The 14,343-nt window shown below is 61.3% G+C and carries 10 protein-coding genes; 5 read left to right on the top strand and 5 right to left on the bottom strand.

All coding sequences use genetic code 11. The features are described 5' to 3' along the window. Nucleotides 1-13: 13 nt before the first annotated feature. The 5 genes from D0550_RS01725 to D0550_RS01705 all read left to right on the top strand — a co-directional run bounded on the left by D0550_RS01725 (nt 14) and on the right by D0550_RS01705 (nt 8,501). Nucleotides 14-2,734: a winged helix-turn-helix domain-containing protein gene (locus D0550_RS01725; protein WP_116807372.1), complete on the top strand. Its 2,721-nt coding sequence runs from the start codon at nt 14-16 to the stop codon at nt 2,732-2,734. A gap of 85 nt (nt 2,735-2,819) precedes the next feature. Then, nucleotides 2,820-5,141 carry a TonB-dependent receptor gene (locus D0550_RS01720; RefSeq protein WP_206606039.1) on the top strand — a complete coding sequence of 774 codons (2,322 nt, stop codon included), beginning with the start codon at nt 2,820-2,822 and terminating at the stop codon, nt 5,139-5,141. Nucleotides 5,142-5,166: 25 nt separating this feature from the next. Further along, nucleotides 5,167-6,279, top strand: coding sequence for an NAD(P)-dependent alcohol dehydrogenase (locus D0550_RS01715; protein WP_116807371.1), 1,113 nt, complete (start codon nt 5,167-5,169; stop codon nt 6,277-6,279). 14 nt (nt 6,280-6,293) lie between these two features. Then, nucleotides 6,294-7,058, top strand: a complete 765-nt coding sequence (locus D0550_RS01710) for an SDR family NAD(P)-dependent oxidoreductase (protein ID WP_116807370.1) — start codon at nt 6,294-6,296, stop codon at nt 7,056-7,058. Nucleotides 7,059-7,067: 9 nt separating this feature from the next. Next, the gene (locus D0550_RS01705) at nt 7,068-8,501 is read left to right on the top strand and encodes an aldehyde dehydrogenase family protein (protein WP_116807369.1); all 1,434 of its coding nucleotides are present in this window, start codon (nt 7,068-7,070) and stop codon (nt 8,499-8,501) included. 6 nt (nt 8,502-8,507) lie between these two features. Here the strand turns inward: D0550_RS01705 and D0550_RS01700 are convergent, their stop codons facing one another. The 5 genes from D0550_RS01700 to D0550_RS01680 form a co-directional block, all read right to left on the bottom strand. Continuing rightward, nucleotides 8,508-8,906: a YciI family protein gene (locus tag D0550_RS01700; protein ID WP_116807368.1), complete on the bottom strand. Its 399-nt coding sequence runs from the start codon at nt 8,904-8,906 to the stop codon at nt 8,508-8,510. 284 nt (nt 8,907-9,190) lie between these two features. Continuing rightward, nucleotides 9,191-9,751: a hypothetical protein gene (locus tag D0550_RS01695; RefSeq protein WP_153066999.1), complete on the bottom strand. Its 561-nt coding sequence runs from the start codon at nt 9,749-9,751 to the stop codon at nt 9,191-9,193. Between the two features lie 244 nt (nt 9,752-9,995). After that, entirely contained in the window at nt 9,996-11,492 is a 1,497-nt protein-coding gene (locus tag D0550_RS01690; RefSeq protein WP_116807366.1) for an ATP-binding cassette domain-containing protein, read from the bottom strand. Nucleotides 11,493-11,689: 197 nt separating this feature from the next. Next, nucleotides 11,690-12,223: a chemotaxis protein CheW gene (locus D0550_RS01685; RefSeq protein ID WP_116807365.1), complete on the bottom strand. Its 534-nt coding sequence runs from the start codon at nt 12,221-12,223 to the stop codon at nt 11,690-11,692. Between the two features lie 12 nt (nt 12,224-12,235). Beyond that, complete coding sequence (locus D0550_RS01680) at nt 12,236-14,170, bottom strand: HAMP domain-containing methyl-accepting chemotaxis protein (RefSeq protein ID WP_206606038.1); 1,935 nt, start codon at nt 14,168-14,170, stop codon at nt 12,236-12,238. Nucleotides 14,171-14,343 lie beyond the last annotated feature (173 nt).

The raw sequence follows: 14,343 nt of genomic DNA, 5'->3' as shown, positions 1-14,343 counted from the left end.
CGCGGGTCGATAGATGTACGTGGGATTGCCGAAAAATCGTTCTGACTTCGTCTCGGGCGTGCGCAATCATTTGCTGCTGGCGAAAACCACGCCACCGACGCTGCCCGCTTCGCAGATTCAACGCAAGGAATTGCAGGAACGCGTGTGCCGTGCCGGTGGCGAGACGGTGGTGCTGATTCAAGCGCCGGCCGGGTTCGGCAAGACCACGTTGATGCTGCAAGTCATGGACGGCCTGCGTGCGCAGGGTGTCACCACCACCTGGCTGACCGTCGATGCGGCCGACAACGACGTCGGGCGCTTTCTCGCCTTCCTCGACGCGTCGTTCGACAAATTGCTCAGCGGCGTCGCGCCCGGCACCGAGCCGGAGAACGATGAGGCCGCCGGTGTGGTCGCGCTCGATCTGATGGAACGCATTGCCTGCACGCCCGCGCCCTTTGTGCTGTTTGTCGATGACGCCGAGTCGTTACAGAACGCGGCCTCTCTGGCGGTGTTGCGACAGGTGATCGAGAACCTGCCCGAAGGCTGCCGCATCGTGATCGGCTCGCGGACCATGCTGGATATCGGCGCGCCACGACTGCTGGCACGCGGTCAGTTGCTGGTGATCGATCCGATGCAGCTTCGATTCTCCGTTGCCGAGACCGGCGACTATCTGCGCGACAAACGCGGCTTGAACGTGCCGGGGGCCGACATCGCGCGGCTGCAAGGTGCGACCGAAGGATGGCCGGTCGCGTTGTGGCTCGCGTCGCTGGCGCTAGAGCGCAGCGATCGCTCAATGGAATTGGTCTCGCATTTCTCGGGTTCGAACGCATTGGTTGCGGACTATCTCGCCGAGGAAGTTTTGGCGCAGCAGAGCCAGAGCGTGCGTGAGTTCCTGGTTCGCACCAGTGTGCTTCATCATTTCAACGCACAGCTCTGCGACGCGGTGCGCGGTCAACGCGATAGCCGCGAGATTCTCGAATCGTTGCAACGCTCGAATCTGTTCGTGCAGCGGATCAGCGAAGACGGCGAGTGGTTTCGATATCACAGCTTGTTTGCCGGCTTTCTGCGCACTCAACTGGAGCGTCAGTATCCGCAGGACATTCCCAATCTGCATCGAGCCGCGTCTCGATGGTATGACGCGCAGAATCGTCCGGTCCCAGCGGTCGAACATGCGCTCGCATCGGCGGATTTCGATTATGCGTTGCCGATGTTGGAACGCATTGCCGAGCAGCTGCTGGAAGGCGGACGCATCCGACTGCTGGCGCGATTGCTGGATTCGGTGCCGCCGCAGGAACTGGCGAACTGGCCGCATCTGCGATTGATGCACGCGTGGTCGCTGTCATTCACGCGAGGCGGGCAGGAAGCCATGCAGATGCTCAAACGCATCGAGGCGCAAGGGCCGCTGCCTCAGCATTTGGAAGTGCATGCGCTCGCTTTGCGGCCGATGCTGCTGACGATGCTCGATCGCTTTGATGAAGGTTATGACGCCGCACAAGGCGCGCTCGAGCAGGTCACTGCGGAGCAGGTCTTTCCTTTCAGTATCCTGCGCACCTCACTCGCAAACCTGCACATGATTATGGGCAAGTACACGAGCGCTCGTGAGCTGCTCGATCGCAGTCGGGTGCAGCAGGATGCGCCGGCGGGTCCGTTCATGACGATTTTCGCGCAGTGTGTGGAAGGTGCGATCGACCTGCTGCATGGCCGCCTCAGGCAGGCGACTGCACGCTTCAAGCATTCGTCTGCGGTGGGCTCGCGCAAGTTCCTCATCGATACGAATGGCAATGCCATGGCTGGCATCCTGCTCGCTGAAGTTCTGTACGAACAGGACGAGCTGACAGAGGCGGAACGCTTGCTGAGCGTGTATGTGCCGCTGATGCAGGAGCTGGGCATGACAGATCATCTGATCTGCGGCCATCGCAGCCTGGCGCGCATCGCTCATCATGCTGGCGATCACGATCGCGCGCTGTTGGCCGTTACCGAGATGGAATGTTTCGGTCATCGCATGAGCCTGCCGCGTCTGGTAGCGAATGCGCAGCTGGAGCGGGCACGGCTCGCGTTGTGGCGCAATGATGCGAAGAGCGCTCGCGAAGCGCTGCAAAGAGCCCGTGCGGCGGTGGATTGGACGCCGGTGATGTCGCGTGCGCTGTTCGGCAACGACATGGATACGTTGCTGGAAGGCCAGCTGCGTTTGATGATTCACAGCGGCGCTGCCGACGAAGCAGTGAATCAACTCAAGCAGGAGCTGGAGCGCACCGAGAATGCCAAGCGCCATCGTCGGGCGTTGAAGCTCCGCATTCTGCTGGCGCTCGCGCTGGACAAGTCGGGCAACTCGAAAGCGGCGCTACGGATGGCCCGCGACGCGCTGCGTTTAGGGGCGCGCGAACGCTTCGTGCGCATCTTCCTCGATGAAGGCGAGCCCATGCAGCGATTGTTGCAGCGTTTGTCACTGGCTCAACAGAACGAGCTCGACGAGACCGCGAATCTGGCCGAATACCTGAAGCGCCTCGCCGGTCAACGCACCGAGAAGGTCGAAGCGCCGACCCCCGCGCCGGGTGCCACAGAGGCGTTGACCCGCAAGGAGCTGGAAATCCTGCGACTGCTGGCCGAAGGGCTGTCGAATCTTGCGATCGCCGGTCGACTGTTCGTGTCGGAGACGACCGTGCGCACCCATCTACGCAATATCAACGCCAAATTCGGGGTGCACAACCGCACCCAGGCCATCGCCGTGGCCCGCAAGCTGAACCTCATTCCCTGATCGCAGATCGTCAGATCCGACGAGTCGGTCCGACCCGCCCCGGGTCCATGCTTGCGCCAGATCTATAAGAGTCGGGGGGAAAACGATGACTATCGAGTTGGGGTACAAGCGGGTGGGCGGGTCGCTGGCGGTCATGCTGGCCGTGGCGGGGACTGCGGTTGCGCAAGAATCGAAGGTTGCGAACACGAACCAGAGCGCCGGAATACACACCGAAGAGGTCATCGTCACCGCTCAGCGTCGCGCGCAAAATCTACAAGAAGTGCCGGTCGCTGTGACCGCCGTGACGGCGGAAGCGCTCGAAGCCGCGCGAGTCGAGAACATCGCCAACGTTCAACAGATCTCGCCGAGCATTTCATTCGATAGCAGCAACAGCGCAGCCAACAGCGCCAACATCCGAATTCGAGGCATCGGCACGGTCGGCAACAGCCGGGCGTTTGAAGGCGCCGTCGGCGTGTTCGTCGATGGTGTGTACCGCACGCGCGCCGGCCAGGCGCTGCAGAACTGGCTCGACATCGACGGTCTGCAAGTGCTGCGCGGTCCGCAGGGCACCCTGTTTGGTAAGAACACTTCCGCCGGTGCGCTGCTCATCAACAGCACTCGACCGACTTTGGGCGATGTCGAGTCCAATTTCGAGCTGACGTACGGCAACTACGACACTTTGCTCGCACGGGGCGTCGTGAACATTCCCCTGGGTGACCGCGCGGCTGCGCGTGTCGCGGCGTTGTGGTCCGAAGCAGATGGCTTCATCGAGAACCCGAACACGGGCGACTCCTATAACGAACGCAAACCGCGCGCCGCCAAGGCGCAGTTGCTGATTGAGCCCACTGAGTCGCTGACTTTGCGATTGATCGCCGATTACTCCGAGGAGAAGAGCAACTGCTGTTATGGACAGGTCGATGATGTGGATGGCCCTCTGCAGCCCTTCATCGACACACTCATCCGTGCTCGCGGCTTGAACCCGCCGTCTCCGAAGTTCGATGATTACGAGCAGGTGCTGAGCAACGACACGCGCCAGGATCTCACCGATAAAGGGGTCGTGTTGCAGGCTGACTGGGAGCTCGGCGACGGCAATTCGCTGCACTCGGTCACGGCCTATCGCAGCTGGAAGATCAAGCAGGACGGTATGGACGCCGACTTCACCGGCGCCAATATCCTCACTATCAATGAAAGCTTCCGCACTGACTTCTTCTCGCAGGAGCTCACATACAACGGCACGCTCGCTGCGGCGGACTATGTCGTCGGCGCGTACTTCGCCGACGAGGACATCGACGCTACTCACCAGCTGTTGTGGGGCAATCAAGCGCAGGCGTTCTTCGATGTGCTGTTCGCGGCGCAGGCTGGTCTGCCGCCGGGTACGTCGGCTGCGCCGGAGGGTTTGTGGAGCGACGCGGTTCTGCCGGCGAGCAGCCGTTCATACGCCGCATTCACGCATTGGAGCATCGCGCTCAGCGATCCTTTGAAGCTGATCGTCGGTGCCCGCTATTCGCGCGAAGACAAGACCGGCGCGTTCCGGCGCTTCTACTTCACGCCGCTGCCGAACGCCGCGTTCCGGTTGTTGAGTGTCCAGCCGGGTCCCGAGTACAGCGCCAGGCAAGAAGATGAGGCAGTTACCGGAACGCTGGGTCTACAGTATCAATTCACGCCGGATGTGATGGGCTACGTGAGTTACAGCCGGGGTTTCAAAGCTGGCGGCGTCAACATCGACAACACCGCTGCGGGCACGCGAGCCAACAATCCCGCCGAAGTTGCAGGCGCCGTGCCGCTCGATCCGCGCTACAAGCCGGAGTATGTCGATGGTTTCGAAGTGGGTCTCAAGACCCAGTACGCCGGTGGTCGCGCGCGTAGCAACTTCGCTGCGTTCTACGATGAGATGAAAGACCTGCAGGTCGCGCAGTTCCTGGGCACGCAGTTCACGATCGTGAATGCGCCAGAAGCCACCGTGTATGGACTCGAAGCAGAAAACAGCTACTCGCTGACAGACACATTGACGCTCGGTCTGGACGCCACCTGGCTCGCGAAGGCGGAGTTCGGTCAGTCTGCGTCGATTCTCAATCTGTCGGGTCGTGAGTTTGCGCAGGCACCTGAACTGGCGGCCAACATCTCGCTGAATCTCGATCAGCCTTTGAGCAACAGCCTCTCGCTCATCGGGCGCGTCGCTGCCACTCATACGGGTGAGCAATACACGAACACCTCCAACGATCTCATGCGGGATGCGCAGACCGAGCTGAATTTCAACATCGGTTTGAAATCGCCGGACAACGCCTGGTCCGTGACGGCCTGGTGTCAGAACTGCACCGATCAGCGCTACGTGACTCAGCACTTCAATTCGCCACTGCAAGGAGCGGACGCCAACGGCTACGTCTCCGCGCCGCTCACTTACGGCGTGACACTGCGGATGTCGTTCTAGTCGGGCGTGAGCTGGTGGGATCCGAATGCGAGCTGCCACTGCCGCCGTTGTCCGTCGCCCGGGTGCGTTCGAGATCGAACAGATCGAGATCGACGCACCTCGGGAGCACGAGGTGTTGGTGCGCATCGTCGGCTGCGGCCTGTGCCATACGGATCTGAGTGCGCGCGACCAGGAGCTGCCGTTCAAGCTGCCTGCGATTCTGGGGCACGAAGGTTCCGGCATCGTCGAGCAAGTGGGCGCGGGCGTGACGCGATTGCGGCCCGGCGATGCAGTCGTGCTTTCGTATGCATACTGTGGCGATTGTGAGTACTGCCAGGATGATCGAATGGCGTACTGCACGCGGAACGCTCGCCTCAACTTTGGCGGCGTGCGTCCGGATGGCAGTGCGCTAGCGAGAGACAAAGAGGGTCAGTCGCTCTTTGCTCGCTTTATCGGACAGAGTGCGTTCAGCACGCACGCGCTCGTGCTGGAGTCGAACGCGATCCGTGTGCCGACCGATGTGTCGCTGGAGCTGATGGGGCCGCTTGGATGCAGCATGCAGACGGGCGCTGGTGCCGTCATCAATGTGCTGAAGCCGAGACGCGGCGACAGTATCGCGATCTTCGGGGCGGGCAGCGTCGGCTTGTCGGCAATCATGGCCGCTCGCATCGCCAGATGCGCGACGATCATCGCGATCGACAGGAACGCCGGACGGTTGGGAATCGCGTCGGAGCTGGGTGCGACCGCCACCATCAATGCTCAGGTCGATGATGCCCTCGCGACGATTCGAAATATCACGAAGGGGCGCGGGGTTCACTACAGCGTCGAGTGTACCGGTTCGCCGGTCGTGCTGAGGCAAGCAGTAGATAGTCTGCGAGCTTGTGGCGCGTGTGCGTCGCTGGGTGTCGCTGGTCACCAGGCCGAAGCGCAGTTTCACATGAATGGCTTTCTGTACGGCAAGACGCTGCGGGGTGTCACTGAGGGTGACAGCGTGCCGCATCGATTCATTCCCCAGTTGATCGATTGGTGGCGCGCTGGACAGTTTCCGTTCGATCGGCTGGTTTCCTATTTCAATCTGGCGCAGCTCAACGAAGCGGCCGCGGCGTGCGCCAGCGGCCTGGCGATCAAAGCCATCGTGCAGCCGCCTCACACAGCTTAATCGGAGTTGCTCGAATGCATTTAGCGGGTCATGGAGCGATTGTCACGGGCGGCGCATCCGGCCTCGGAGCCGCGACCGCCGCGGCTTTGTTGAAGGCGGGAGCCAAAGTCACGTTACTCGACTTGAACGAGACGACGCTGGCAGCGCAGGCGAAGGCGCTTGGCTGTCATGCCGAAGTGTGCAACGTTGCCGATGAGGCGAGCACGGTCCGCGCGATCGAATCAGCAGAGCAGCGCAACGGCGTGGCGCGCGTCATCGTCAACTGCGCTGGCATTGGCAGACCGGGGAAGGCTGTGGGGCGTGACGGGCCGCTGTCGCTCGCGGAGTTCTCGCGCATCGTCAATGTGAATCTGGTCGGCACGTTCAACATCATCCGCCTCGCGGCCGCGCGTTTGCAGAATGCGGATGCGCTCGATGGCGGTGAACGAGGGGTGATCGTGAACACCGCGTCCATCGCGGCGTTTGATGGTCAGATCGGACAGCCGGCATATTCGGCATCGAAAGCCGGTGTCGTGGGCATGACGCTGCCGTTGGCCCGTGAGTTCGCACGCGTGGGCATACGTGTCGTGACTATAGCGCCGGGTGTGTTTGAAACGCCGATGCTGGGTGGCGAGCTCAATGAACAGTTACAAGCGGCACTGACCGCTTCGATTCCGTTTCCGGCCCGATTGGGGCGGCCGCCGGAGTTCGCGCAGCTGGTGATCTCGATCGCCGAGAACCCCTTCCTCAACGGCGAGACCATCCGTCTCGACGGTGCTCAGCGCATGCCGCCGAAGTAAGAGGCAACCATGTACGATTTCCGTCAGTTCTATATCGACGGCGCCTGGGTGGCGCCGGCATCGCATCGGGATCTCGAAGTCGTCAATCCGGCGACGGAACGGCCGGTCGGTGCGATCAGCCTGGGATCTTCAGTGGACGTCGATCGAGCCGTGAAGGCGGCGCGGATTGCGTTCGAGTCGTTCTCGGTGTCATCTCGTGAAGAGCGCATTGCCTTGCTGCAGCGGATCATCGAGGTGATGCAGAAACATTTGCCGCGCCTGGGCGAGGTGATCTCCGACGAAATGGGCGCGCCGCTGGGATTGGCGGTGCAGATTCAGGCCGGTGCGGGTATCGGCCATTTCATGTCGGCGTTGACGGCGCTGCGCACGTTTGAGTTCGAAGAGCAGATGGACAGCACCTTGGTACGCCGCGAGCCCATCGGCGTGTGCGGCTTGATTACGCCCTGGAACTGGCCGATCAATCAGATCGCCTGCAAAGTGGCGCCGGCGCTTGCGACGGGGTGTACGGTCGTTTTGAAGCCAAGTGAAATTGCACCGCTGTGTGCCCATGTGTTCGCCGAGATCCTCGATGAGGCGGGCGTGCCGAAGGGCGTGTTCAATCTCGTGGATGGCGATGGTCCAACGGTGGGTGAGGCATTGGCGCGCCATCCGGATGTGGACATGATTTCTTTCACCGGATCGACGCGCGCGGGTGTCCAGGTAGCCAAGATGGCTGCGGACACGGTGAAGCGTGTGTCACAGGAGCTCGGCGGTAAGTCCGCCAACATCATATTGGACGACGCCGATCTGACCGCAGCAATCCGCAACGGTGTGATGCCGATGCTCACCAATAGCGGTCAATCGTGTAACGCGCCGTCGCGCATGCTAGTGCCGGCGAAGCTCTACGATGAGGCGGTGCGAATTGCCAAGAGTGTGGCCGAGCGTTGCGTCGTTGGCGATCCGAAAGCGTCGGCCACGACCATGGGGCCGGTGGCGAGCAAGGCGCAGTTCGAAAAGATTCAGGGATTGATTCAACGAGGTGTGGAGGAGGGCGCGAGGCTGGTCACGGGCGGGCTCGGGCGGCCTGACGAGCTCACGCGCGGCTACTTTGTGCGACCGACGATCTTCGCTGATGTCACCAACTCGATGACCATCGCACGCGAAGAGATCTTTGGGCCTGTGTTAGTGATGATTCCGTACCGGGACGAGCAGGAGGCCATTCGCCTCGCCAATGACACGATCTACGGGTTGGCAGGTTATGTGTATTCCGGGGATCTGGAACGAGCGCAGCATGTAGCTAACAAGCTGCGCGCGGGAATGATTCATATCAATGGCGCGCCGATCGATATGAACGCGCCGTTCGGCGGTTATAAACAGTCCGGCAACGGCCGCGAGTGGGGGCGCGAGGGATTGAAGGAGTTCCTCGAGACCAAGGCGGTGCTTGGTCACTTCGCGGCGCGCTGACGGTCGTTACTTCCGGCGGCTCTTCGGCGTCTCGGTCGTCTGCTCGAACGCGGAACAGCGCACCGGCTCGATCGGCCGGATCTCCAAACTCAGCCCACACGCCAGACACGGGTTCTGCGCGGCCAGTGCAGCCGCCTCTTCCAGGGTGGTTGCCAGAAAATGCCAGTAACCGCCGATCACTTCCTTGGTTTCAGCAAACGGCCCGTCGGTGATGCCATGCTTGGAAACTACTCTCTTGGCCGGCTGCAGCCGCTGCCCGGAAATCATCTTGCCCTGTGCCACCAGCACGTCGTGCCACTTATAAAAAGCATCGATGGCCGCCTGAATCTCTTCCGGAGACTTGTCTTCATCCCACGTTCCTTTGGAAATGACGAGAAATTCGGACAACCCTTGCGCGTCGCTCATCGTCGTCCCCTGCTTGGGTTACTGTACGGATACACAGAATAGCAAACTAGTGTAGCCGATTGGGAGGGTGGTCCGTAGGGAGCAACCAATGAGATGGTCTGCCTAATTAATAAAATAAACCGGCTTGTTCTCCTCCGGCGGTCGCCTTACACTCCCCACCAGTGCACAAAAGCCGGCCCGGTGCACGCCCGCCTCGCGAGAGGTCTGCCCCGGTGGCAGGTAAGCGGATCCGGACTGACGAAGCCCCGCCTCGAGCGGGGTTTCGCGTTTCTGGGGTTCGATGTTCAAGGCGGAGGGCGAGGATTTGTGCCCCGCAGAATATGGCCCAGCAAGGCATGGAAGCTGATGCGGCCCCGGCCTGGCGCCGGCTTGTTGGCATCGAGTACGTACGCCGATTGCACCATCAGGTGTACAGCATCCGCGCCAGCCTTCTTGAATCGTCGCAGGTCGAAGAAAACTGCATAGCGCTCGCCTCTCCGCGTTTCCACTGTGACGTAGTTAATGATGCCGCCCATGCCACGCGCGAACTCACAGCGACGGTGCTCAAGAGTTTGAATGATCTGTGGCAGCTCAAACGAGCTTGCATATCTCTTCGCGCAGAAGCTGCGCACCTCTCTGTTGTCCCGGTAGAACTGATGATCGCTATCGCAAGCTAGTATTGCGCGGGTAAATGTGTGCAGGCCGAAGGAGACGTGTAGCTGCACGTTGCGACTGGGGTGCTTCTCGGTAGCGGACAGGTTCAATGGCTGGATGAAAGGATGCAAATGAGAGAGCGAGTAGCGCTCTGATGTACTGGGGATGTGGTCCTTCCAGTAAATGAGGCCCGAGTCCCAATTTACGCCCATCGATGGACTGCTCCATTCGGCGGTGATCCGTCACCTCCATCGCGAGTCGCTCGGTATTGGCGAACCCGCCGTTACGATGATGCATCGATGAGTGCGCTCAAAAATGATGAATAGCTGTTTGTTTCAAGATTGCTTACGCGGCTGATTCCGTGGACAGCCGCGCGCAGCACGCCGCGGCGTCCGTGCCGCGGAAATCTGCCAGGAGCGCGCGTGCCGTATGAACGACACGCGCGCTGGGAGTGGATCAACGAGCCGTCGGCAGCACGAACTCCGACGACATCCCGCAGTTCTCCAGAAAACGCTGGTCGTGCGAGACGACGATCAGTGCGCCGCGGAATTCGCGAACCAGGGTTTCCAGGAACTCGATGTTGGCCAGGTCCAGGTTGTTGGTGGGCTCGTCGAGGAGCAGGAGTTCGGGCTTGCTCGTGGCGAGCAGGGCGCGGGCGAGGGTGGCGCGGAGGCGTTCGCCACCGCTCAAGGTGCTGGCTTTTTGAAAGACGGTGTCCTTGGTGAATAGAAAGCGAGCGAGATGCGTGCGGATTTCGCTTTCGCTGCCGGTGGCGACGGAGCGCACGTTGTCGAGCACGCTCAAGGTGTCGTCGAGCACGCTGCAATGTTGATCGATATATAAGGTAACAAGCGGGCCGCGGTTCAATTCACCGCGCGTGATCAAGGGTGCGCCAGTGATTGCCTTGAGCAGCGTGGACTTGCCGGAACCGTTGGCGCCTTGCAAGGCCAGTCTCACATTGCCGCGCCAGCTGAAATCGACGTCCTGCGGATAGAGCCAATCGCCAAAGCGAATGTTGAAGTCGCGGGCCTCGGCGATCAGTTTCTGTGAGTGCAGTGCCTGGCCCATCAGATCCGCGTACATCACCGGATCAATCTTCAGATCCGCGAACGCTTCATGTGCCCTCGTCACAGCAGTCTCGGCGCGCTCAACTAAAGCGATGTCGCGTTTGCCCGTGGTGACTTGGGCTGCACGCTTGCGTCCACCCGCCAGAATTCTTGGCAGGCCGCCGCGGTCCGCGGCCGCCTGTCCACGACGATTGCGCTTCTCTTGCCGAGCCTGCTGCTCGACGCGATGAGCGACCGCTGCATCCCGCTCACGTTTCGCTTGATCGAGTGTCGCGCCGAGGCGTGCGCGCTCTCGATCCTTCTCGATGACGTATTCGGACCACGAGCCACCAAATTTCATCAAGCCGAGGTTGGACAGCTCCAGGGTCTCATCGCACAGCTCGAGTGCCTCGCGATCGTGAGAGATCAGCAATGCGCCGCCCGTATGTGCACGAAGAAACTGGAATACAGCCTCGCGACCCTCGCGGTCGAGGTCATTGGTGGGCTCATCGAGAATTAGAAATCCGTCGTCCAGCGCGCGTGCCAGCCGCACTCGCATCCACTGTCCGCCACTAAGAGTCGTGCACAGCGCTTGCTGATCGATGTTTGTCAGCAATTGGTCTCGCGTCAGCGACCATTCATCGACGGCTGCAAGATAGTCAGCCACGGCGATGGGCTCGGCGGGCTGGCGTTGAGCAAACAGTGAGACGGAGCCGTGACGTTGGATGACGCCACGGGTCGGTTCGAGCTCTCCGGCAAGCAGTCGGGCGAGACAAGTTTTACCGACGCCGTTGGGGCCGACCAAGGCGCAGCGCGTGGCATTCAGGGAAAAGCTCAGCTGCTTGAACAGCTCGCGCCCATTGGAAAATTCGTACGCGACGTCGCGCGCCACGATAACTGGGGACATAAACAACCTCCGCGCACAGGCGTGCACGTCTGCAGGAGAAACAAGTAGGAAATGCAGAGGTTGTTTATTGGCGCATAGGGCTCTGGATTTGCATCCAGAGGCGGGCAGTGTACGTCGAATCGCACCGGATTGCAGCAGGAGGCTGGCTGGGAGAGCTCTTCCCAGCCAGCTATCCATTCACCTGGTGTTGCGCGTCCTTACTCGGCAGGAGGCAGCTCGAGGCTGGCGAGTTCGTCGAACGCCAGCACGTGGTTCACGTCCAGCAGGATGACGAACTTGTTGTGCACCTTGCCCATGCCCAGCATGAAATCGGTGCGGATGCCGGTGCCGAACGCCGGTGGCGGCTCGACATCCGCAGCCGGAATGTCGAGCACTTCGTTCACCGCGTCGACGACGATACCAATCACCTGCCGCTCCGCGTTCACCATCACTTCGATGATGACGATACAAGTGCGCTTCGTGACCGGCGCCGAGACGCGCCCGAAGCGAACTGCCAGGTCGATCACCGGCACGACCGCGCCGCGCAGGTTGATGACGCCCCGGACATAGGGCGGCATCATCGGTACATCGGTGAGGCTCGAGTATTCGATGATCTCCTTGATCGAGAGAATGCCGATGGCGAAGGTCTCGGCGTTCAGGACGAATGTGAGATATTGATTGATCTGCGCTTCCGCGCCGGGCGCCAGCGGCATTGCTGCCGCCGTTGCCTGATGTGTGCTTGCCTGAGTCATCGCGGCGCTCGCTCAGTTGAACTTCGCGAACTGAGATGCATCAGGCTCGTTGCCCGAAACTGCGAGATTGCCCATCACCGGCGCGGCTGAAGCAACTTTGCGCTGCTGGTCTTTCACCGCCGTGGGCTTGCGAGCCGGGGGCGCGCTTGCTCGAGACGCCCTGCCGCCGGTCTTGAAGAACGACATGGTCTGCTGAAGCTGCACGGCCTGACTGCTCATTTCTTCCGCGGTGGCGGCGAGCTCTTCGGACGAAGCTGCGTTCTGCTGCGTCGTCTGGTTGAGCTGCGCGACCGCCGAGTTGATCTGACCCACACCGGAAGACTGTTCCTGCGATGCCGCCGAGATTTCCTGCACCAGATCCGAAGTCTTCTTGATGCTCGGGACGATTTCGCTGAGCAGGGCGCCGGCGCGCTCCGCGAGCTCCACGCTGCCCGTCGCGACGGTGCCGATTTCCTGCGCGGCGACCTGGCTGCGCTCGGCCAGCTTACGCACTTCAGCGGCGACCACGGCGAAGCCTTTGCCATGCTCGCCAGCGCGGGCCGCTTCGATCGCGGCATTGAGCGCCAGCAGGTTGGTCTGATAAGCGATGTCGTCGATGATCGTGATCTTCTGCGCGATCTGCTTCATCGCCGTGACCGTGGCCTTCACCGACTCGCCACCTTCGCCCGCTTCAGTCGACGCCTTGGACGCCATTGTATCGGTGACCTTGGCGTTCTCGGTGTTCTGCGCGATCGAGGCAGTCATCTGTTCGATGGCGGCGCTGGTCTCTTCGACGCCCGCCGCCTGTTCGGTGGCGGCCTGCGACAGCGACTGCGCGGTCGTGCTGACCTGCTCAGCGGCGCTCAACAGAGAATCGGTCGCGCTGTTGACCTCGCTGATGATCATCGAGAGCTTCAGCACGGTGTTGTTGGCGTATTCCTTCATCTCGCCATAAGCGCCCTGATAGTCCTTGTCGATCGTCTTGGTGAGATCGCCTTCGGAGATCGCGCGCATCGTACGCACCACGTCGTCGATGCTGCCGCCGGTGGTAGTGGCCAGCTGGTTGAGGCCTTCGCCCATTTCCTTCTGGAAGCCGGCGAGGCCGTTGAGGTCCACGCGCTCCTTGAAATCGCCGCGGTTGGCGGCTTCGACCACGCGCTGCTGGCCGGAGATCACCTGCTTCAGGCGGTCGATCATATTGCGCACGGCGTACAGCATGCTGCTGTTGTCACCGTTCTTGGTGGCCACCTCGATGTTGATGTTGCCGTTCGCCACGGACGTGAGCAGCTGCGCGGCATAAGAGGGCTCGCCACCGAGCTGCTGGAGAATGCTACGCGTGACCAGCAAAGCAGCGGCGACCGCGAGCAGTGCCGCGAGAGCACCGAGCGTAACCATCATGTTGCGAGCGGCAGCGTAGGTCTGCACCGCTTCCACGGCAGCTTTGTCGTTGAGGTCGCTCTCCAGTTGCACGAGCCCCTCAGCCGCCTCGATCACAGCGTCGGTGGCCGGCGAGACTTCGTTTCGCTGCACCTGAGTGGCTTCGGCATTCTTGTTCGACAGGGCCAACTTGGCGACCTTCTCGATCAGCGCCGGGACGGGCTTGCTGAGTTCGTCCAGCTTTGCGAACAGCTCCTTTTCCTTGGCAGTGGTGCTGTCGAGCTTGCTGAACAGTTCGCCGAGCGCCGTGCGCTCCGAGCGCAACTTCTCGAGGGTGGCCTGCAGAACCGCATACTCGGCCTTCATGTCGTCTTCATTGGTGAGGATGATCAGATCGCGGCTCGACGTGCCGAGCCCATACGATGCCGCGCGAATCTCCTGGGCATGTGCCATCTGTACGACGTTCTCCTGCGTAATTTCCTGCAGCATCGTGTTGATATTGGCCATGCGGCTGACCCCGGTAAGCACCACGCCCACCAGCAGTAGCAGAACCACGCCGAAGGCCATCGCGAGGCGAGTGCCTACCTTCATATCGTTGAACATTGACCTTGAGACTCCAGAGCACATACCAGTGCGTACCGCAGGTGTGTAGCGGTCGGCTGTTGGGGAACTGAAGTGCGGTTGTGCACAACATTTTCCCAATCCAAGATTCTCAGGGAATGCCGCATCCACGATGCATGCAATACGCCTCGGTGGCGGCCGGC

It is taken from the genome of Steroidobacter cummioxidans, assembly GCF_003104955.1.
Note: the sequence above shows the minus strand (reverse complement) of the source record. Positions and strands in the feature narration are given on the sequence as shown.

Excerpts from the sequence above, each read along its gene's own strand:
- D0550_RS01690 (WP_116807366.1), bottom strand. The coding sequence starts at position 11,492 with ATGTCCCCAGTTATCGTGGCGCGCGACGTCGCGTACGAATTTTCCAAT.
- D0550_RS01685 (WP_116807365.1), bottom strand. The coding sequence starts at position 12,223 with ATGACTCAGGCAAGCACACATCAGGCAACGGCGGCAGCAATGCCGCTG.
- D0550_RS01705 (WP_116807369.1), top strand. The coding sequence starts at position 7,068 with ATGTACGATTTCCGTCAGTTCTATATCGACGGCGCCTGGGTGGCGCCG.
- D0550_RS01725 (WP_116807372.1), top strand. The coding sequence starts at position 14 with ATGTACGTGGGATTGCCGAAAAATCGTTCTGACTTCGTCTCGGGCGTG.
- D0550_RS01715 (WP_116807371.1), top strand. The coding sequence starts at position 5,167 with ATGCGAGCTGCCACTGCCGCCGTTGTCCGTCGCCCGGGTGCGTTCGAG.
- D0550_RS01700 (WP_116807368.1), bottom strand. The coding sequence starts at position 8,906 with ATGAGCGACGCGCAAGGGTTGTCCGAATTTCTCGTCATTTCCAAAGGA.
- D0550_RS01720 (WP_206606039.1), top strand. The coding sequence starts at position 2,820 with ATGACTATCGAGTTGGGGTACAAGCGGGTGGGCGGGTCGCTGGCGGTC.
- D0550_RS01680 (WP_206606038.1), bottom strand. The coding sequence starts at position 14,170 with ATGAAGGTAGGCACTCGCCTCGCGATGGCCTTCGGCGTGGTTCTGCTA.
- D0550_RS01710 (WP_116807370.1), top strand. The coding sequence starts at position 6,294 with ATGCATTTAGCGGGTCATGGAGCGATTGTCACGGGCGGCGCATCCGGC.
- D0550_RS01695 (WP_153066999.1), bottom strand. The coding sequence starts at position 9,751 with ATGGGCGTAAATTGGGACTCGGGCCTCATTTACTGGAAGGACCACATC.